The sequence below is a fragment of the Spirosoma humi genome (assembly GCF_054776575.1).
The window spans coordinates 419064-439469 of record NZ_BAAHBR010000001.1 but is presented as its reverse complement, the minus strand read 5'-3'; the positions used below and the strand labels follow the sequence as shown (position 1 = coordinate 439469).

Below are 20406 nucleotides of genomic sequence, written 5' to 3'. Positions count from 1 at the left end.
CGCTGAGCAATTGCACGGACTACGGTAAGTAAGATGGATTCGACACCCAATCAACTTCTGTGGTCCGTTTTGCATTCGATCAGCCCATAACTTTAGACAACTTCTTTTACATGAAAGCTTGAACATGACTGGGTTTTCCATGTTCTGAGAATATTAATTGCTTTTTAATGAATGGTGACTTTCCATCAATCATCAACAAACAACGCAAATCTCAATGTTATAGATAACCAAAGAACAGATGAAAAACGTAGTCAAACCAATGATGCTGTGGAGTATAGTTGCCACGTCGTTACTAATCTCCTGCAGTAAAGATGAGGTGTTCAACACTCAGATTCCGGAAACGAACCAACAGCCCACCACGGCCCAGGTACAGGGGAATGTTTTCGAGCCCGCCCTGGTGCAGGCCACCGATGCCCGCATAGCGCAACTTAAGCTACCAACCGGTTTTAGCATCGCCAAATTCGCCGATCAGCTTGGCAAACCACGGATGTTGACCGTTAGTGAAACCGGAAATGTGTATGTAACGAGCCGTGAAGCGGGGACCGTTACCTTACTTCGCGACACCAATAACGACGGGCAGGCCGATCAGAAACAAGTAGTCGCAACGATCAAAGATGTGCATGGCCTGACGATTTACTCGGGTAAAATGTATCTGGTCGCGATTCATGAGGTATTCTCGGCCACCATTAATGCCGACGGTACGCTGGGCACCCCTCAACAATTGATTGGCAATTTGCCCGACGCCGGACAACACCCCAACCGAACGATCGCCTTCGGACCGGATGGCTTTATGTACATTACGGTAGGAAGCACCTGCAATGCCTGTGCCGATTCAAACCCGGAAAATGCGACCATCTTACGGGCTAATCCAGATGGAACAGGCCGTCGAATTTTTGCTAAAGGGTTGCGCAATACCATCGGCTTCGGCTGGCATCCAGAAACGAAAGAGCTTTACGGTTTCGACCACGGTATTGACTGGCTGGGCGATGAGCAACAGAAAGAAGAATTGAATGTCATTAAAGACGGGGCTTTTTATGGCTGGCCTTACATCTACGGCGATGGCAACTATAATCCGCATCCCAGACCGATGGGTGATACGACCTATGCGCAGATCTTAGCGAAAACTACGCTACCCGTTCTACAATACGATGCCCACGCGGCTCCACTGGGGATGGTCTTCTATACAGCAAGTGCCAGTGCCACGAGTGGTTTTCCGGCTGAATACCAGAATGATGCCATCGCTACGATGCGCGGCTCCTGGAATCGGAGCCAGCCTTCGGGTTACAATGTTGTGCGGGTGCATTTCGAGGGTGGTAAACCTGTCCGGATCGATAATCTGGTGACTGGTTTTGTGGTCGATAACAACCAGGCTCAGTTTGGCCGTCCGGTAGGCATAGCCACGATGCCCGACGGCTCCCTCCTGTTTTCGGACGATAACAATGGCGTTATCTACCGAGTGAGTTATAAAAAGTAAGGTTTGACCATAAAAAAAGCCCACCTTTCAGGTGGGCTTTTTAGTCATTGGACAGTGACCGATACGGGAATCGAACCCGTGTTACCGCCGTGAAAGGGCGATGTCCTAACCGCTAGACGAATCGGCCGTCTTGTTTAAAAGACCCAACCTTTTGGCTTGCTGCCGCTGTGTTGGCGAATCGTGGTGCAAAGGTAAGGTGATGTTTTTAAAATGCAATAGCTGCTACTAAAATTTTTTCAAAAAAAGGGTTCCTGAGTGTTTTAGTGCTATTTTTGAGGTGGTTAGCATTTAATTTTTTTTCATCACCTACATGAAACACGTTTTGCTGCTTGCGGTGCTGACAGTCGCATCATTGATTAGTCAGTCCGAGTCGGCTTCTGCCCAGTCAACTTCCTCTACTCCGGTCGATTCACCCGCTAAATTCCTTGGCTATCAGATTGGTGAACGGTTTACTCCTCACTACCGCGTTCTGGCTTATGCCGAACAGGTAGCCCGCCAACTTCCAAAACGCATCAAACTTATTCCGTATGGCACCACTTACGAAGGTCGCCAGTTAATGGTTGTTGCGATTGGGTCGGAAGAAAATATGAACCGGCTGGAAGAAATCCGGACCAACAACCTGAAGCGCATTGGCCTGATGGATGGGAATCCGACAGCCGCGGCCCAACCGCCTATTGCCTGGCTGAGTTATAATGTTCACGGCAACGAAGCCGTCAGCTCCGAAACGTTCTTGGACGTACTGTATCGACTGCTTAGCTCGTCAGACGCGGTATCGCAGAAAATCATGAACACAACCGTGGTTATTCTCGATCCAGGTTTAAATCCCGACGGGCATGATCGGTACGTAAACTGGTACAACCAGATGGTGGGTCGCACACCCGACCCAACGCCCTCCGCCCGCGAACACAACGAACCCTGGCCAGGTGGTCGGTATACCCATTACCTGTTTGACCCTAACCGCGACTGGGCCTGGCAAACGCAGGAAATCACGCAGCAGCGCATGGCCCTGTACCAGCAGTGGATGCCCCATTTGCACGGTGACTTCCACGAAATGGGCGTGGAAAGTCCTTATTATTTTGCGCCATCGGCCAAGCCGTACCACGAAGATATTACGCCTTTCCAGCGGAAGTTTCAGCAAACCATTGGTGATTATTGCAGCCGCTACTTCGATAAAAATGGCTGGCTCTATTACACCCGCGAACGTTTTGATCTATTTTACCCCAGCTATGGCGACACTTACCCAACCTACAACGGGGCCATTGGTATGACCTTTGAGCAAGGCGGCAGTGGCCGGGCAGGTTTGGCTATCGAAAAAGCCGATGGGGATACCCTGACCCTGCGCCAGCGCATCGACCACCACGTAGCATCCAGCATAGCCACGTTGGAATCGGTGGCCGACCGGCCCGCCGAGATCGTGAAGGAGTTTGGGCAGTTTTTTGATAAATCGCGCAATACACCCATTGGGGCATACAAAAGCTACGTTATTAAATCCAATGGCGATGCCGGCCGCCTGAAAGCATTACAGCAACTCCTGGAGCGGAACAAAATTAGTTACGGCTACTCGGGAAAAGCCCAGACGGTGGCAAGTGGATTTAACTACACCACTCAGAAAAACGACAAGAACGTATCGGTTGCGGCCGATGACATCGTGATCAGTGCCTATCAGCCTAAATCGACGCTGCTAAAAATTCTGTTTGAACAAAACTCGGCCCTGGAAGACTCGGCGACCTACGACATCACGGCCTGGTCGTTGCCTTATGCGTTCGGACTGCAAACCTACGGTCTGACGACACGGATTAACCCAGGAAATGCGCAGTCATCTACCGGTAGTAGTTCAGCCACAACGACCACTACATCCCGGCCTTATGCGTATCTCGTACGTTGGCAGTCATTACCAGCGGTGCAAATGCTGGCGGGATTGCTGAAGCAAAAAATCAGGGTTCGGGCAGCCGAAAAGCCTTTTGATGTTGAAAACAAGACTTATCCATCAGGCACCCTTATTGTCACCAGAGCTGGCAATGAACGCTTTGGCGAACGCTTCGACGCACTCGTTCGGGCTGAAGCAACAAAAACAGGCGCTGACCTGACGCCGGTTCAAACGGGCTTCGTGAGCAAAGGATCGGATTTTGGTTCAGACTTCGTGACCGGTTTGAAGGCCCCCCGGGTTGGTGTCGTTCTTGGCGAAGGCACCCCTCCGCCATCAGCGGGCGAAGTGTGGCATTTCTTCGATCAGGAATTGAATTACCCCGTTGCCCTGATCGATATCAACACACTTGGAAACGTGCAGTGGAACAAACTGGACGTGCTGATTCTGCCGACAAACTACAACTACGGGCGCTACCTGACCGAGAAAAATTTAGCCTCCATCAAGGAATGGGTACGGGCAGGAGGCAAACTGATTGCTATGGAGCGGGCCGCAGCCTTCCTGGCCGGGAAAGATGGGTTTGACTTGAAAGAGAAGGACGGTAAGGATAAAGACAAAGGCAAAGATAAAGGCAGTATGCTGGACTCCCTGAAGCTGTACATTGACCGCGAACGGACAGCCATAGCCGACGACATTCCGGGAAGTATTTACCGGGTCGATGTCGACACGTCGCACCCGCTCGGCTTTGGTCTGTCGGGTGGCTACTACTCGCTGGTGCAGAATGCCTATAATTTTGACTTCCTGAAAGATGGCTGGAATGTGGGCTACTTCAAAACGAACAATTACGTGGCCGGTTTTTCCGGTAAAAACGCCAAAGAGAAGTTGAAAAACACGTTGGTGATGGGCGTTCAGGAGCTGGGTCGGGGTAGTGTCGTTTACCTAGCCGACGACCCCTTGTTCCGGGGCTTCTGGTACAATGGCAAGCTCCTGTTTGGCAACGCCGTGTTTATGGTTGGCAATTAAAGTTGGTTTCTTTCCTAAAACGTAGAGACGCAACGATGAACGTATCGTTGCGTCTTTATTTTGACCTCATGTGGGGTAAAATCAATACGTATGTCCCTTTTGTCATCGACCTATAACGCAATTGCTTGGTGAGACGTTTACTGCTTCTTTCAACTTTACTATCGTTTCTTGGGGTTGCCCCGCTGCTGGCCCAGAAGAAAAATGAACAATATCAGTTACACATCAGCCGGGCAACATCGCCCATTGTTATCGATGGAACCGTTGATGAACCCGCCTGGCAGGCTGCCGAAGTAGCGTCTGATTTTTGGATGGTATTGCCTATGGATACGAGTCGTGCTAAGGTTCGAACCGATGTTCGGATGGCCTACGACGACCACCATATTTATCTAAGCGCCGTTTGTTATCATGGCAACGTGGCAGGTCCCTACATTGTGGAATCGCTGCGTCGTGACTGGGCCTTTGGCAAGAATGATAACTTCATCTTCTTCATGGACACCTTTGATGACCAGACAAATGGGTTTACGTTTGGCACCAATGCGGCTGGAGCGCAGTGGGATGGTTTACTCTACGAAGGGGGCAAAGCAAACCTAAGCTGGGATAACAAATGGACCTCTTCCGTCAAGAACTACGCCGATCGGTATGTACTCGAACTGGCCATTCCCTTCAAGACAATCCGCTACAAACGAGGCATCTCTCGCTGGGGAATTAACTTTAGTCGGCAGGATTTAAAAACAACCGAAAAGTCGTCCTGGACGCCTATCCAGCGCCAGTTTCCAACGGCTTCGCTGGCCCTGACGGGTGTTCTGGTCTGGGATCAGCCACCACCACAGCCCGGCCCTAACATTTCTCTCATTCCGTATGCCCTAAGCGCTATAAACCGCGACTATCAGAATGGCGTACCGACCCAGAACCGCTTCGATGCGGGGCTGGATGCCAAAGTCGCCGTTACGTCTTCCCTGAATCTAGACCTAACCGTTAACCCGGATTTTTCGCAGGTGGATGTCGATCAGCAGGTGACGAACCTGGATCGATATGAGCTATTTTTTCCCGAAAAGCGGCAGTTCTTCCTTGAAAATGGCGACCAGTTCACCAACTTCGGGTATTCGACCATTCGTCCTTTTTTCAGCCGCCGGATTGGCCTCGGTGGAGTCCCTATCCGTTTCGGAGCCCGGTTGAGCGGTAAACTCAATAAAGACTGGCGCATTGGCATCATGGACATGCAAACGGGAAGCGTCGATTATTCGGGTACTGGTGTAGAGTCGCTGCCAGCCCAGAACTTCGCCGTTGTGGCCCTGCAACGACGCATATTCGCCCGGTCGAACATAGGCATGATGTTCGTCAATAAAGAATCTCTCGCATACAACCCAACGACCGACAAGCCAGCGTATACCCGCTACAACCGGAATATCGGGCTGGAATACAACCTAGCCTCGGCGAATAATTTTTGGTCGGGTAAGGCTCTGTATGTTAAGTCGTTCAGCCCGGAGGTGAGCGGTACAGACCAATCCGGCAGCGACGCCGTTTATGCCGCTAACTTGCAGTATAATACCCGACGGTGGCTCATTGGCGGACAGGTAGAGTCGGTTGGAAAGAACTACACCGCCGAAGCGGGTTACGTGCCTCGCCGGGGGTACGAGCGGGTAACAGGCACTCTTGGCTATACATTTCTTCCAACGGCCAGCGGTGTGCTAAGCCACGGCCCGACCGCCGTATCGACCTATTTCTTCGACCCGGCCGGCCGGCAAAGCGACAACGAAACGATGCTTAGTTACGTCGTTACGTTTCGGAGCAAAAGTGTCTTTACGGGTTGGGTCGCAACCGACTATGTGCGCTTACTACAACCCTTCGACCCTACCAATACCGGACGGCAAACGCTGGCGACCGGCACGCAACACAACTGGACAGCCTGGGGAACGGATTTTGACTCGAAGCCACAGAGCGTATTCACGTACGGCTTTTCATCCCGTTACGGAGGCTATTACGACAATGGTACCCGGCTGAACCTGACGGCCGACCTGGGCTATCGGTTCCAGCCCTACGTGAGTCTGGCGGCCAGTGCCAGTTACAACGACATTCGGTTGCCCCAGCCCTGGGGCCAAACGACGTTCTGGCTGGTTGGCCCCCGATTTGACGTAACGCTGACCAATACGCTTTACCTGACCACCTTTGTGCAGTACAATGAACAACAAAAGAATATGAACGTCAATGCCCGCGTGCAGTGGCGTTATAAGCCTGCCTCCGACTTTTTCCTGGTTTATACGGATAACTATTTGCCCAACTCAGCCCAGATCGGTCAGGATGTACCGGGGTTCTTTTCGGTAAAGAACCGGGCGCTGGTGCTGAAGTGGACATATTGGTGGAATCTCTAACGCATTGGGTTTTAAACAAACTGTGTTTGTGCCTGTTTAATTGACAATTCGCCGATTGGCGAGTGGCTGTTAACTACACTATAACTAGTCAACGTTTTATGAAAACTCTTCTGCGTTTTTTTCCATCAGCTCTCGTAGCCGTCTTGCTGACCTTGTTTCTAACCAGCTGTGAAGCTATTGGCGATATATTTAAAGCCGGTGCCTACACGGGTATTATTGGCGTCATTGTGGTTCTTGGCATTGTCATTTGGCTTATATCGAAGCTCTTTGGCGGTGGCGGCCGAAATTCGTAACAGCTTATTTACGTATAAAGCAACATGACGATTCCAGGCCTGGAATCGTCATGTTGCTTTATACGGGGTAAGTTTAACCGAAATTTAATAAAACGCCTTAAGCTACCAGTTCCAGCAAGTTATCGCGCTGAAGTACGGCACGCTGGCGCTCACTCAAGTCGTCCGATGCTTTCATCAGCGGCAGGCGGACCTCCGCCGATATGAGACCCATTAGCTCAAGAATATTTTTTACGCCCACTGGATTGCCTTCTTCGTACAGCAGTGGATCGATGCGCAGGAAATGGCCAAGCTCCTTCCGGGCGAAGGTAAAATCGCCCTGCAACGCGGCTTCGATCAAGCCCGTAAATTTGGCGGGGAACGCGTTGGCGATAACAGACATCACGCCTATGCCACCAATACTGATAATGGGCACGGCCTGCACATCATCGCCCGATATAAGCAGAAAATCATCGGGTTTGTCGCGGGCAATCTCCATGCACTGCTCGATCACGCAGGAGGCTTCTTTGACCCCGATAATATTCGGGTGCTGAGCCAACTCGCAAATGGTTTCGGCACTCATATTGATGCCCGTTCGAAACGGAATGTTATACAGAATAACCGGTACAGGACTGGCGTCGGCGACACGGGTAAAATGCTCGATGACACCGCGTTTTCCAGGTTTATTGTAATACGGGCAAACAGACAGTATTGCGTCGACTCCATTGAAGTCAATATCCTTCATGCCCGCCACAACATCGGCCGTAACATTACCGCCTACCCCGAAAACGATGGGCAGGTTCTTGGGGTTGTTTTCCTTCAGGTATTGCAATAGCTGTTTCTTCTCCTGCTTAGTCACCGTTGGCGATTCGCCGGTTGTGCCCTGCAGGACGATATAACGAACGCCCCCATCGGAGATGTGCCGGACGATGCGGCCAAAGCCGTCGAAATCAATTGAATAATCGGCATTGAAGGGCGTCACAATGGCGACGCCTACGCCGTGAAATTTACCGTATTGGCTACGAGTATCCATTAGTTAACTGGAAACAGGAATTTATTATCGCAAAGTTACGTGAATTTAGGCGGGAGTCACGCGTTTAAGCCGTCATTGTCAGCGAGAAATCTCTGGGCACGAAGTAAGCGGGTGTTTTTAACTCGAATACCTCGTCGTGGATAGACGCTACGTATAAACCGGAAGCCATTGCCTTATCCCTGACCTCTTTGGACCCTTGCACACAAGCCAGAATACCGAACAGTTTTTTATGAGCATACTCCGGGTGAAACCGCCTGAAACGGTCGAGGCTTTTCAATAGCTGGTCAATATCCCGGTCTTTAAGATGACTTTTCACTTCCACCAGCACAACCGCATTTACGTCACCATTTGCCATACCCAATACATCAACTTCCAGCGTATCCGAACCATATTCGGTTTTGTAATTGGTAGTAATGGTCGTCATCCCGAACTGCTTCCGCAATACTTTTTCCATCGAAGGAAACGCCATGCCTTCAGTAAAGCTGCCGAACTTGTTACCAATGTCACCTACAATCTTGGTAACCCGGCTTATTTCTCGTTCATTGTTTCGTTGTTGTTCTGCGATTTCTTTAAGAATAACGCGGATGTCGTCAAAGTTGGTTGTGGCTTCCATAGTTCGGTGGGTTTGTCGGTCTACAAAGATAACGCATTCAGTACCAATCCCGTTTACACGGTCAGCATGGCCATAAACTCATCTTCACCAATCATCGGTACGTTTAATTTTCGGGCTTTCTCGACTTTGGATGGTCCTGCATTTTCACCCACAATCAGGTAATTCAGCTTCTTGGAAATCCCGCTGAGCAGTCGGCCACCGTTGGCTTCAATGCGGGATTCGAGTTCTTCACGGCTGAAATTTTCGAAGGTCCCCGTATACAGAAACGTTTTCCCGGCCAGCGAGTCTCCCTCCTGCTCCACCACTTTCTTCTCGCCAACGAATTGCAATCCGGCCGCCCGAAGATTCTCCACATACGCCCGGTTATCCGAATCGGCAAACCACGCCACCACGCTCTCCGCAATACGTGGGCCAGTGTCGGGGACGGCCAGCAGCGCTTCCGAACTGGCGTTCATGATGACATCCATCGACCCAAAATAATCCGTTAGTTTCTCTGCGGTCGTGTTGCCCACGTACCGTATACCCAGTGCAAACAGAACATTGGGCAGGGGCTGCGCTTTCGAGCGTTCGATGGCCGTCAGGATATTGTCGACCGTTTTCTCCCGGAAACTGACAATTCGCTTTTTACCCGTTTCTTCATCGAGAAATGTTTTCTCAATACCCAATAAATCACCAGCGGTCAGTTTATAAAGATCGGCCGGTGTTTGCACCAGGCCCCGGTCTATGAGCAGCTCGATTTTCCCTTCGCCCAGGCTCTCGATATTCATGGCTCTGCGCTGGATAAAGTGCTCGAACCGGGCCTGCCGCTGGGGTGGGCAGCCGCGTTCGTTAGGACAATAAAAATGCGCTTCGCCTTCTTTCCGGATCAGAGCCGTTCCGCAAGCTGGGCAGGTTGTTGGGTAGACGATGGGCTCACTTTTTTCGGTACGCCGGTTCAAATCGACGCCCGTAATTTTCGGAATGATCTCTCCCCCTTTTTCCACAAAAACAGTATCGTGAAGCCTGACCCCCAGCCGCTCAATTTCGTTTGAATTGTGGAGCGAAGCCCGCTTAACAACGGTTCCAGCCAGCAACACGGGCGTTAGCAAGGCAACGGGCGTCACGGCCCCGGTTCGCCCGACCTGGTACTGAATTCCGTTCAGGGTCGTGCTGGCAGCCAGGGCTTTGTATTTGAAGGCAATGGCCCAGCGCGGACTTTTGGCGGTGTAGCCCAGATCCCGCTGCTGATCGTAGCGATTCACTTTAATAACGATACCGTCCGTATTGAGCGGAAGCTCAAATCGCTTCGTATCCCATTCGTTGATGTACAGCATCACTTCCCGGATATCCGCGCATTTACGCCAGGTTTGGGACACGTTGAAGCCCCACTCTTTCAGCGCAACCAAGCTTTCTTCGTGCGTGTGAAAAACATCAACGTCCGACAGAAACGAGTATAAGAAACAGTCCAGCCGCCGTTTGGCAACCGCCGTTGAGTCCTGCTGTTTAAAGGTACCCGACGCAGCATTGCGCGGATTGGCCAGTAAGGCTTCGCCAATATCTTCCCGCTCTTTATTGATCCGATCAAACTCAGCCAACGGCATGAACCCCTCGCCCCGAACCTCAAACAAGGCTGGCACATCCGTTTTGTGAATCCGTAGCGGCACCGTGCGAATTGTCCGGATATTGTTGGTGATATCATCGCCCCGGACACCATCGCCCCGCGTGGCTCCCTGCACGAGCACCCCGTTTTCATAGGTCATGCTCAGCGCCACACCGTCGAATTTTAATTCACAGATGTATTCGTAGGCTTGTCCATTCAGTCCTTTCTGAACCCGTTTGTCGAATTCGACAAGGTCTTCTTCGGAATAGGTATTGCCCAGGGAAAGCATCGGAAACCGGTGGTACACGGTCTTGAACTCCTTGCTTATGGTACCGCCTACACGGGCTGTGGGCGAATCAGGCTGACGAAGCTCGGGATACTGCTTCTCAAGAGACGCCAATTCGGCTAATAGTTTATCGAACGTAAAGTCATCTACTTCCGAAACACTATTCTGGTAGTATTGGTGGTTGTAATAGTTTAGTCGATCAGTCAGTTGGGCAATGCGTTCCTGGGGATTCATAGGCTTAATAAATGGTAAATGAGTCCATCGTGAGGTATAAGTGGGCGCTCCGAAAGCAACATCCATGTCGGTCCGTCACGCATGACTTATCCTACTTATCACTTATCACCTATCGACTACTCATAATTCTAAACGGGCAACATTGGTTTTGTTTCTTCGTTCATCCAAAAAAAGGTACTTTTACGGGATAAAAAAAGTGGCGTATCCTTGGTAATCCTTTTGTCGTGAATCGTTTTCGCGATCAATCGGACGCACAACGTTTACCCAACCCCTGACGACGATTTCCTTATAGTCTATGACACAGCCTCTCATTGCTCCTTCGCTGCTTGCGGCCGACTTTGCCAATCTTCAACGCGATTTGGAACTGGTTAACGGAAGTGAGGCTGATTATCTTCATTTTGATGTCATGGACGGTGTATTTGTGCCCAACATCTCCTTTGGCTTTCCACTGCTCGATGCCGTTCGCAAGCACTGCACAAAACCGGTTGACGTGCATTTGATGATTACGGACCCGGACCGTTACTTGGATGCGTTCGCGGATGGCGGGGCCTCGGTGATTCACGTTCACTATGAAGCCTGTCCGCACCTGCATCGCACCCTGACCCGCATTCGGGAACTGGGCTGCAAGGCTGGCGTGGCTCTCAATCCGCACACGCCCATCAGTGGTCTGGTCGATGTGCTCGAGCAAATCGACGTCATTTTGATTATGTCTGTCAATCCAGGCTTTGGCGGACAATCGTTCATACCCCACACGCTTCGAAAAGTTGCGGACCTGAAACAGGTGTTAATAGCGAACCAATGTCCCGCCCTTATTGAGGTAGACGGCGGTGTGAGTCTGGCCAATGCAGACGCGTTGCTTCGTGCCGGTACGGATATGCTGGTCGCCGGTAATTCTATTTTTGGTGCCAAAGATCCCGTAAGTGCCATTCGCCAATTGAAGCATAGCCGCCAGCCACTGGTAGCCTGATCATTTTCCGTAACGCCTAATCTAATTGACGGGAATCAATTCCATGAAGAAATCATACCTGACTGTCTTGCTAAGTGCGTTGTTGCTGACAACTGCCTGCCGCAATACTCAATCAAGCCAAGAAGAGAATCCAGATACCGATACGACCACCCTGGGGGCACCGCCCGCCCCCGACTGGGCCAAAAATGCGACCATTTACGAAGTCAACACGCGCCAGTTCTCCCGTGAAGGAAACTTCAAAGCCATCGAAGCACAATTGCCCCGCCTGAAAGAACTGGGTGTGGATATTCTCTGGCTAATGCCTATTTACCCCATCAGTCAGAAAAATAAGAAAGGCACCCTGGGTAGCCCTTATGCCGTTGCCGATTACAAAAGCGTAAACCCCGACTACGGTACCCTGGACGATTTCAAATCGCTGGTGAACCGGGCACACACGCTGGGACTACGGATCGTGCTGGACTGGGTACCCAATCATACCGGATGGGACCATGTCTGGATAACCGAGCACCCGGACTGGTACACGAAGATACGCGGCAAAATGACAACGCCAGTGGACCCCAAAACCGGTAAGCCAACCGACTGGACCGATGTTGCGGATTTAAATTATGATAATCCGGACATGCGGAAAGGCATGATCGACGCCATGCAATACTGGGTCAAAGAATGCAGTATCGATGGGTATCGCTGCGACGTAGCCGGTTTTGTTCCGAATGACTTCTGGGCTGAAGTACGCCCGCAGCTAGACAAGATCAAGACGGTGTTTATGCTGGCGGAATGGGAAGATGAGCCCGACCAGTTCAAGAGCTGCTTTAACATGAACTACGGCTGGAGTATGCACACCATGATGAAAGCCGTTGCCAAAGGGGCTCGCACGGCGGATAAGATCGACTCCCTGCGCGAAGCCAATCAGAAACGTTTTCCAAAATGGTACTACCAGATGCTGTTTACGCAAAACCATGACGAAAACACACAAAACGGCACCCTGGACGAATCCTTCGGTCCATCAGCCGATGCTTTTTTTGTCTTGAGCAGCACCCTGGAAGGAATGCCCCTGGTTTACAACGGGATGGAAGCGAACCTTAACAAGCGACTGGCCTTTTTTGAGAAAGACACGATCGTGTGGGGAAGCTATGCGAAAAGTGATTTTTTCAAAACCTTACTGACCCTAAAGCACCGCAACCGCGCGCTCTGGAATGGACTTGCGGGGGGGAAACTGATAAAAATACCGACTGATCACGACGATAAGGTTTATGCATTTTACCGGCAACGTGATAATGACCGCGTCACGGTTGTTCTGAATCTGGGCGATAAACCGCAGACGATACGACTGGGCGGGGATGGTTATACGGGCACTTACACCGACGTTTTTAGCCATCAGCCCGTTGAACTGAAGCCGGAAATGACGGTAACGATGAAGCCCTGGGAATACCGGGTGATGACAAATTAGTCAGTTGTCATAACCCGAGATGCTGCGCATCGCCTGCCCTCATTCGGTTATGGCCACTTATCAAGTATGTTTTTTTTCAATAGGATTTGCTGCTTATATTGGAGCTTATAGCGCGCTTTTTTTATGCATCCGCAACGTAACCTTTTCTTTTGCAGCCTTTTACTAATCTCCTTTGCAGGGCTCGCGCAACAAAGCGGGATGCGCCCGACTGAACGCAGCCTGGACGAACGCAGCCCGACGGAGCCAAAATCATCGGAGGTTAAGGGAGAGTCCCAACGGCAAACGCTTAGTTCAATACAATGGGCAAGCAGGGTTATTGGCGTCTCATCGGAGAAAAAAGGAGAAAATTACGGCGAACAGTATAAAGCCATTCAGGCGCTGGGGCGCCCCAACAAACTACCCGATATGGGCGAAAGTCCATGCGCCTGGGCACCTTTTTATGCCGATGGTACTGCCGACGAATGGATTCAGGTAGGCTTTGCGAAACCCATGCGGGCCCGGCAGATTGCTGTCGCTGAAAATGTAAACGCTGGCTCCATTGTAAAAGTAATTGCTATCGACGAAAAAGGAGCCGAGCATATCGTCTACGCAGCCACCAGCATTCAGCCCCGCACAGACCCGATCCTGCGTATCTTCCCTAAAGATTCAGCCCTAGTGTGCCAGCAGGTAAAGGTGATAATCAATGGGGCAGCCCTGAAAGGCCCGAATCAGATTGATGGAATCGGTATTTCCGACGAACTGAAACCCATTACGGTCAACATCATTGTCGCCAAAGACATACCGAAAGAGATCAAGAAAGAGAACCTGGGTAAAACGGTCAATTCCGTGGGGCAGGAAGTAGCACCGGTCATCTCGCCCGATGGCCGAACGCTTTATTTCACCCGAAACTTCAATAAGGCTAACATTGGCGCGTCTGACCGGCAGGATGTCTGGTTCTCAACGCTTGAGTCAGGCGTTGGCGGAAACCCGGCGGGCTGGAGCGAGGCCGTGAACATTGGCTCGCCGATCAACAACGCAGGCGACAATGCCATCAGCGGTATGTCTGCCGATGGGCGAACCGCTTACCTCATTAATGTATACCGCCCGGATGGGAGCATGATCTTCGGCATATCGAAATCGACGCGTACCAAGGCAGGCTGGTCAAGACCCGTTGAGTGCCAAATTGCCAAAAACTACAACCTGCACGAAAAGAATCAACTTGAGTTTTGCGTCTCGCCCGATGGCCGGGCCATTATTCTGGCCGTTCAGCGAAAAGATACCCGTGGCGACCGCGATCTTTACGTTTCGTTGAAAAAGACGGATACGACCTGGTCGGAGCCGGTATCGTTGGGCAACGTCATCAATTCGGCCGACTTTGAAAGCTCGCCGTTTCTGGCGGCCGACGGCCGGACGCTTTACTTTACATCGGCCGGGCATCCGGGTTTGGGCAATGGCGACATCTTTGTCTCTCGTCGACTCGATGACTCCTGGGGGAACTGGAGTGAACCGGAAAACCTCGGTCCAGGCATAAACACGAATGAATGGGACGGGTATTTTACCATTCCGGCCTCGGGCGACTATGCCTACCTGAGTTCCCGAAGCGGGTCGCTGGGCGAAGACGATATTTTTCGGCTTAAGCTGTATCCCGCCATCAAACCTGAGCCGGTCGCCATTATCACCGGAACGGTGCTTGATTCGAAAAGCAAAAAACCCGTTCCGTCACAAATCGTGTCGAATGTAGTCGGCGATCAGAAAGGACTGGACAAAGTTGATTACAACCCAGAGTCCGGTGAGTTTAAACTTATCCTGCCTACGCAGAAAGCCTATACGCTTACCGCTAGCCGGGAAGGCTACTTCCCGACGACCGAAACCATCGACCTGAGCAGAGACAAACGCTTCCGCGATATTAGAAAGAGTATTTTGCTGGTTAAGATCGAAGCCGGTCAGAAGATAACGATGCGCGAAGTCCTGTTCCAGCAGAGCCAGTTTGCGTTGCTACCCGGCGCCGATACGGAGCTGGATCGCGTGGTGGATATGTTGGAAAAGTACCCCGACATGGAGTTGCTCGTTGAAGGGCATACCGACAATCAGGGCGATTGGGAGCCAAATATGAAGCTTGCCGAAGACCGGGTACGGGTCGTGAAGGAGTATCTGCTAACCAAGGGAATTCCTCCTGCTCGTATCCAGACGAAGGCCTGGGGACCCAGCAAACCCATAGCCAGTAACGAAACCGAAGAGAAGCGCAAACTGAACCGACGAGTAGAATTCACGATCCTGAAATTGTAAAACCAGCAGGTAGTGACTTACCTTTGCGCCCAAATGCCGCATTCACTCACTACTGACCGCATGATGAACGACAGTCGTTCCGGTTTATTTGCCCAGTTAAGTTCTCCACGCTTACTGCTTGTTCTGATACTAGTTCTTGCGCTGGGGCTTCGACTCTACAAATCCAGCGTTCATGGGCTCTATCTGGATGAGAAGTTCACCCTGATCAATATCGCCGGGGTATCGCTGGAGGGTTTTAACCAGCACGACGTATTCTTTACGCCCGGCAAGACCTACTTCACCCCCAAGGAGTTCTGGAAAGAAAAACACCTCCACGACTACATTCGGGCCATCATTCAGAATGACATCGGTAACAGTGCCTCGCACTATGCCCTGCTGTGGGCGTGGGTTCAGTTTTTCGGCATGAGCGACCTGTCTATCCGAATGCCCTCCATTATTTTCAGCACCCTCATTGTCGGTCTGACCTATTTATTAACGAAACGCTATTTTCGGTCGGAGTCGTTAGCCCTCCTCTGTGCTTTTCTGTCGGCCATCGAACCGTTTTTCATTGCATACAGCCACATGGCCCGCAATTATTGCATGACCATTTTCATCACCATGCTGGGTACGTATCTCTTTCTGCGCATCCTCGACCGGCGCGCCGAAGGGAAAAATCCCGTTGGGATGTATATCGGCTATGGGCTGTCGTTTGCACTGGCGGTACTGGGTCATTACCTGGCCGTTACAGTATTCATGTGCCACGGTATCTACCTGTTTCTGTTCAACCGCAATTTGAAAACTTATATCGGGTTGGGGTTAAGCGTTATCAGTGGTACGGTAGGGCTGATTCTTCCGTGGTTTATTTTCGGTGGGGGAAAATATACGCTCCAGACCTTGGCATATCAGGCCCAGCTTTACCGGGGACTTGCGTATACGAATCCGTACAACAACGGTTTCAATATTATTTTACCTGCTACCATTCCGAACGTCGTCAAGAAGTCGATTCCGCTCTGGTCCGATCTGATGATGTTTTCCAACGGGCTTTCGTCCGAAACGCTGGCATTCCGAAATCTGATCATTGCCTTTGCGCTCGGCTGCGTGGCCGTCTTTATCATTCACCGATTTGGCCGGGGGCGTACTGTTCCCACCTGGGTGAGCATTGCCGTTCCGGTATTGCTGGTGGCGGGTTTTGCCCTCTACACGATTCCATCGCTCCGATTACTGGCGGCAGCGGCTACCCCCGTGTTCTACTATATGCTGTATCAGGCAGCGGCTGACTACACAAATCGATCCGATCGGCGCCTGATTTTTTTTCTTGTTTTACTGAGTACGTTTCCGACCCTGTTCATCATTGCCATCGCGTTCCGCAACGACCATACGTATGGCCTGATGCAACGGTATTCGGGTTTTTCGTTTCCGTATAGTGTGATTTTGGTCGGTCTGATTATCCGCCAGGTATTTCGGCAGCCAACGTATCTGCGCCTGACACTGGTAGCCGTGCTGCTGGTTCAGAGCTATTACCTGGTCGAACTGTTATACCGGATTTATGAAGACCAGGCACCCAAATACACCTATTACGGGCGTTATCGGATAGCAAATCCGTACAATACGGCGGCTGACCGGATAAAGGAGCTGTATGCACCAGGCGATACCGTTCTGTATCCATCTGCTCGAACGGCCCCCCGCGATGAAGTCGAAAATACGTATACCACCCACTCGATTATCGACGCGCAGTACACGAACTTGTACCTGCCCAAGGATGCAACCTATTACCAGCGCATGGATACGACCCAGACCGACCGGATTATTCTGGTGAAAGGAAACTCGGGGAAGCGTATTACTATTTTTGACTTTGAAGGCACCAAATACCGGTATTGATTGTGACAACAGAACAGCCCGCAACGAACAACGCCTATCGCTCCGGCAAGCCGTCGATACTCCAACGGTGGTTGCCCGGATTGGGCTGGGCGTTGCTTGGACTGCCGATTCTGGTTTTTGGGTTAATCTGGCAACAGTATGCAGTGAATATTCCAAAGTGGGATGATCATGCCTTACGGGCTTTCCTGTTCAACTTCGACCAGGACCCAACGTTGACCGGCAAAATTTACCAGCTTTTCAAACAGCACAACGAACACCGGATTGTTTATGACCGGCTCGTTTCCCTACTCGACTATCAGTTGTCCGGCAAACTGGATTACGTTCACCTGATGCTGGTGGGCAACCTGAGTCTGGTTGGTTTACTGTGGGTTTTTACGGCAGCACTGCGTCGCTCCCGGCCCGATTTATCCGGCCAATCAGCGCTTTATGCGGTGCCCATCGCCTGGCTTCTCTTTAATCTGTCGCAGTGGGAGAATATGTTCTGGGGCATGGCCGCTCTGCAAAACTTCTCGGTTGTCTTGTGGGTGATTGCTGCGTTCTATTTCCTGAGCTACACAACCCACTGGCGACTGGCGTTTGTGGCAGGTGTGCTGGCCACCATAACGAGCGGCAACGGCCTGATGGTTTGGCCCCTGGGCTTTCTGATTCTGATACTAAGGCTACCAGCTTTTATCGGCGCTACGACTCGTAAATCGTTAGCTCCTATTGTTGGCTGGCTGGTTGGTGCAGCTGTCGTGGTGGCCCTTTACTTTGCTGGCTTCGAAAAACCGGATGGCGTGAAGTATGTCAAACCAGGCGTGATTGAGTTAAGCAAAGGCTGGTTTGCCGTTATTGGTGCGGCTGCGGAAGCATTACCAACCCATTCTCCGCTCCGGACCTGTATCCTGCTCGGTGGCCTGATGACCCTGTTGATGATAGGTAGCACAGGGTGGAGTGTATGGACGAGTCGACTGGCGCTGGTTGAGCTATTCCGCCGTTTGCTGGCGCCGAAGCTCGTTGGCAATAAACCCGCTCATTCTCTCCCGCCAATCACTGCGTTTTTCTGGACTTGTGCGGCATTTATTCTGGGCACTTCGGCCGTTGTTGCCTGGGCTCGTACCGGAGCGGGAATCGACTTGCTCATCACCAGCCGCTATAAAATGTATTCGCTTACGTGCCTGGCGCTACTGTATTTGTATGGTGCAGTCGCATTGCCTAAGCCAGCCGCACGCTGGTGGCTGTTTGGTGGCTTGGTCAGTAGTGTACTTTTCGCGGTACTCTCCTATTTTTCCTTTCTGAACGAAACTATCTGGTGGCGGCACTGGCTCACCACGAACCAATTCAACTGGACGCATTCATCCAGCAATGCGACGTTCTCGTTAGATTCTGTTTCGCAACGATATACGCCACCAACACCAGCGTTCTACGATAAGGCGCTGCCGGTCATCTACGGAGCGGGGCAACAAACGGCTTTAGTCGTTCGCCTAACCAAATTACCTGGTGGCTTTACCATAACCAATACAACTGTAGCCGCCCAGGGACTCGGTGATGCGGGTGCTTATTTAGTAGCCCGTTCGCCCAGACGAACATATTTATTTCCCGTCTGGCAAAACCAGCAGTCGATACTGAAAGCTCGTTTTATACCGGTCCATTTATTTACCAACGGTTTTGAGAGCACGGTTCAGTCAGCCGAAATGGATGCAGGCACCTATCAGTTATTTGTGCTGATTGTTTCCGGCGCAGACACCTACGAACTTCGCCCGACAAACCAAACCATCGTATCATCCGGTCCGCCTACAACAGTAGAAGCCAAAAACTGGTAAACCCTGAAAGTCAAATCGTTATTCGTTAATCAAATTTTCCGTTGATTCCCAATCAAAGTCATTCGCCCGATTCGTCCAGTCAATCACCCATGCCAACAACGACAACCGCTCGCCCAACGCTAAATCACTTCCGGCAGTTGGATGGCATCCGGTTTCTGGCCGTTGGAATGGTTTTATTCGATCACTGGATGGTGGGTCGGGTCGATGGGTTGCCATTAGGTGCCCTGGGCGTTACTATTTTCTTTGTCCTGAGCGGTTTTCTAATCACCCGTATTCTGCTGTCGAGCAAAGACAAACTAAGCAATCAGCCGCAGGGTGGCCTGGGGAAGTACCTGAAGACGTTCTACATCCGCCGAACGCTTCGTATTTTCCCGATTTACTACATTACGCTGTTCGTTCTTTACCTGATCAATGAGCCGCCCGTCCGCCGGACCATCGGCTGGCTGGCCCTGTACGGCACCAACATTTACATCGCCATCAACCAAACCTGGATGGGTACCGTCGATCACCTATGGTCACTGGCCGTTGAAGAGCAGGTCTATCTCATTTTCCCCCTATTACTCTTTTTCGTTCCCCGCCGGTTCATACCTGCACTGTCAATTCTGATGATTATTGGCAGCGTTGCCTTACGCTATGTGCTGTATAGACTTCGGCTACCCTGGTTTATCGAATATGTCTCGACGCCGACTTGTCTGGACTCATTTGGTTTGGGGGCCATCATGGCTTATGGGTGGTTATACCGGCGCGACTGGCTCGTTCGGGTTTTCACCCCGTCTATCGGCGTCTGGCTCAGTATACTCGTTTTTGCCGCTGTCGTTTATCTCAATAACTGGATATCCCTAGATTCGCCAAGAGGCTATCACAACATTGTGTCGGAGGTTTGGGAACGCCTGTTTGCATCACTAATCGGTTTCTTCCTGATCGGTCACGCCATCATTGGTTTTAAGGGACCTATGAAATGGCTGCTCGAACACCCGGTTAGTCAATACATGGGCCGCATCAGCTACGGCTTGTATTTGTTCCACAACTTTATTTTCAATGTATTTCATACGCAGCCAACGCACTTTACGCTACGTGCCTGGCGCCGGCTGTCCGACATAATGCCCTTTTTGAATAGTTCGTATTTCTTCCCGTTTTCTTTTTATCTGTCCCTTACGATTATTCTGGCAACCCTCTCCTGGTATTTGATCGAAAAACCAATTAATGATCTGAAGGATCGTTATTCGTACTGATATGATGGTGAGCCAGACTCGATTAATAACCATTTCTGGCCCGACCACTCACTAAGGTACTGCCCGGATAGGGCATTTAGCCATCAACAATT

At 51.1% G+C, this 20406-nt stretch carries 13 protein-coding genes and 1 tRNA gene; 10 read left to right on the top strand and 4 right to left on the bottom strand.

Features of this window, described 5'->3' with window-relative positions:
* The first annotated feature begins 238 nt into the window (after nt 1–238).
* The gene (locus tag ACYU8Y_RS01865) at nt 239–1474 is read left to right on the top strand and encodes a PQQ-dependent sugar dehydrogenase (RefSeq protein ID WP_460933597.1); all 1236 of its coding nucleotides are present in this window, start codon (nt 239–241) and stop codon (nt 1472–1474) included.
* 55 nt (nt 1475–1529) lie between these two features.
* Here ACYU8Y_RS01865 and ACYU8Y_RS01860 read toward each other — a convergent pair.
* Nucleotides 1530–1601, bottom strand: a tRNA-Glu gene (locus tag ACYU8Y_RS01860).
* A gap of 183 nt (nt 1602–1784) precedes the next feature.
* On the opposite strand from ACYU8Y_RS01860, the gene ACYU8Y_RS01855 reads away from it, so the two are divergent.
* The 3 genes from ACYU8Y_RS01855 (at nt 1785) to ACYU8Y_RS01845 (ending at nt 7023) form a co-directional block, all read left to right on the top strand.
* The gene (locus ACYU8Y_RS01855; protein ID WP_460933595.1) at nt 1785–4361 is read left to right on the top strand and encodes a M14 family metallopeptidase; all 2577 of its coding nucleotides are present in this window, start codon (nt 1785–1787) and stop codon (nt 4359–4361) included.
* Between the two features lie 128 nt (nt 4362–4489).
* On the top strand, nt 4490–6730 hold the full coding sequence (locus ACYU8Y_RS01850) for a carbohydrate binding family 9 domain-containing protein (RefSeq protein ID WP_460933593.1): 2241 nt from the start codon (nt 4490–4492) through the stop codon (nt 6728–6730).
* Nucleotides 6731–6828: 98 nt separating this feature from the next.
* Entirely contained in the window at nt 6829–7023 is a 195-nt protein-coding gene (locus ACYU8Y_RS01845) for a hypothetical protein (protein WP_460933591.1), read from the top strand.
* Between the two features lie 97 nt (nt 7024–7120).
* Here ACYU8Y_RS01845 and dapA read toward each other — a convergent pair whose 3' ends face one another.
* The 3 genes from dapA to ligA all read right to left on the bottom strand — a co-directional run bounded on the left by dapA (nt 7121) and on the right by ligA (nt 10744).
* Nucleotides 7121–8032, bottom strand: coding sequence for a 4-hydroxy-tetrahydrodipicolinate synthase (gene dapA, locus ACYU8Y_RS01840; RefSeq protein WP_460933589.1), 912 nt, complete (start codon nt 8030–8032; stop codon nt 7121–7123).
* Between the two features lie 64 nt (nt 8033–8096).
* Complete coding sequence (locus tag ACYU8Y_RS01835; protein WP_460933587.1) at nt 8097–8645, bottom strand: hypothetical protein; 549 nt, start codon at nt 8643–8645, stop codon at nt 8097–8099.
* A gap of 53 nt (nt 8646–8698) precedes the next feature.
* Nucleotides 8699–10744: an NAD-dependent DNA ligase LigA gene (ligA, locus tag ACYU8Y_RS01830; protein WP_460933585.1), complete on the bottom strand. Its 2046-nt coding sequence runs from the start codon at nt 10742–10744 to the stop codon at nt 8699–8701.
* Nucleotides 10745–11039: 295 nt separating this feature from the next.
* Here ligA and rpe point away from each other — a divergent pair, with 295 nt between their 5' ends.
* The 6 genes from rpe to ACYU8Y_RS01800 all read left to right on the top strand — a co-directional run bounded on the left by rpe (nt 11040) and on the right by ACYU8Y_RS01800 (nt 20314).
* Nucleotides 11040–11711 (top strand): ribulose-phosphate 3-epimerase, encoded by a 672-nt coding sequence (gene rpe, locus ACYU8Y_RS01825; protein ID WP_460933583.1) that lies wholly within the window; start codon nt 11040–11042, stop codon nt 11709–11711.
* Between the two features lie 43 nt (nt 11712–11754).
* Complete coding sequence (locus tag ACYU8Y_RS01820; protein ID WP_460933581.1) at nt 11755–13158, top strand: alpha-amylase family glycosyl hydrolase; 1404 nt, start codon at nt 11755–11757, stop codon at nt 13156–13158.
* Nucleotides 13159–13356: 198 nt separating this feature from the next.
* Entirely contained in the window at nt 13357–15423 is a 2067-nt protein-coding gene (locus ACYU8Y_RS01815) for an OmpA family protein (RefSeq protein ID WP_460933579.1), read from the top strand.
* Between the two features lie 33 nt (nt 15424–15456).
* Nucleotides 15457–17280, top strand: a complete 1824-nt coding sequence (locus tag ACYU8Y_RS01810; RefSeq protein WP_460933577.1) for a glycosyltransferase family 39 protein — start codon at nt 15457–15459, stop codon at nt 17278–17280.
* A 2-nt stretch (nt 17281–17282) separates the two neighbouring features.
* Complete coding sequence (locus tag ACYU8Y_RS01805; RefSeq protein WP_460933575.1) at nt 17283–19082, top strand: hypothetical protein; 1800 nt, start codon at nt 17283–17285, stop codon at nt 19080–19082.
* A gap of 89 nt (nt 19083–19171) precedes the next feature.
* A complete protein-coding gene (locus tag ACYU8Y_RS01800) occupies nt 19172–20314 on the top strand; it encodes an acyltransferase family protein (RefSeq protein WP_460933616.1) in 1143 nt (380 codons plus the stop codon).
* The last annotated feature ends 92 nt before the right edge of the window (nt 20315–20406 follow it).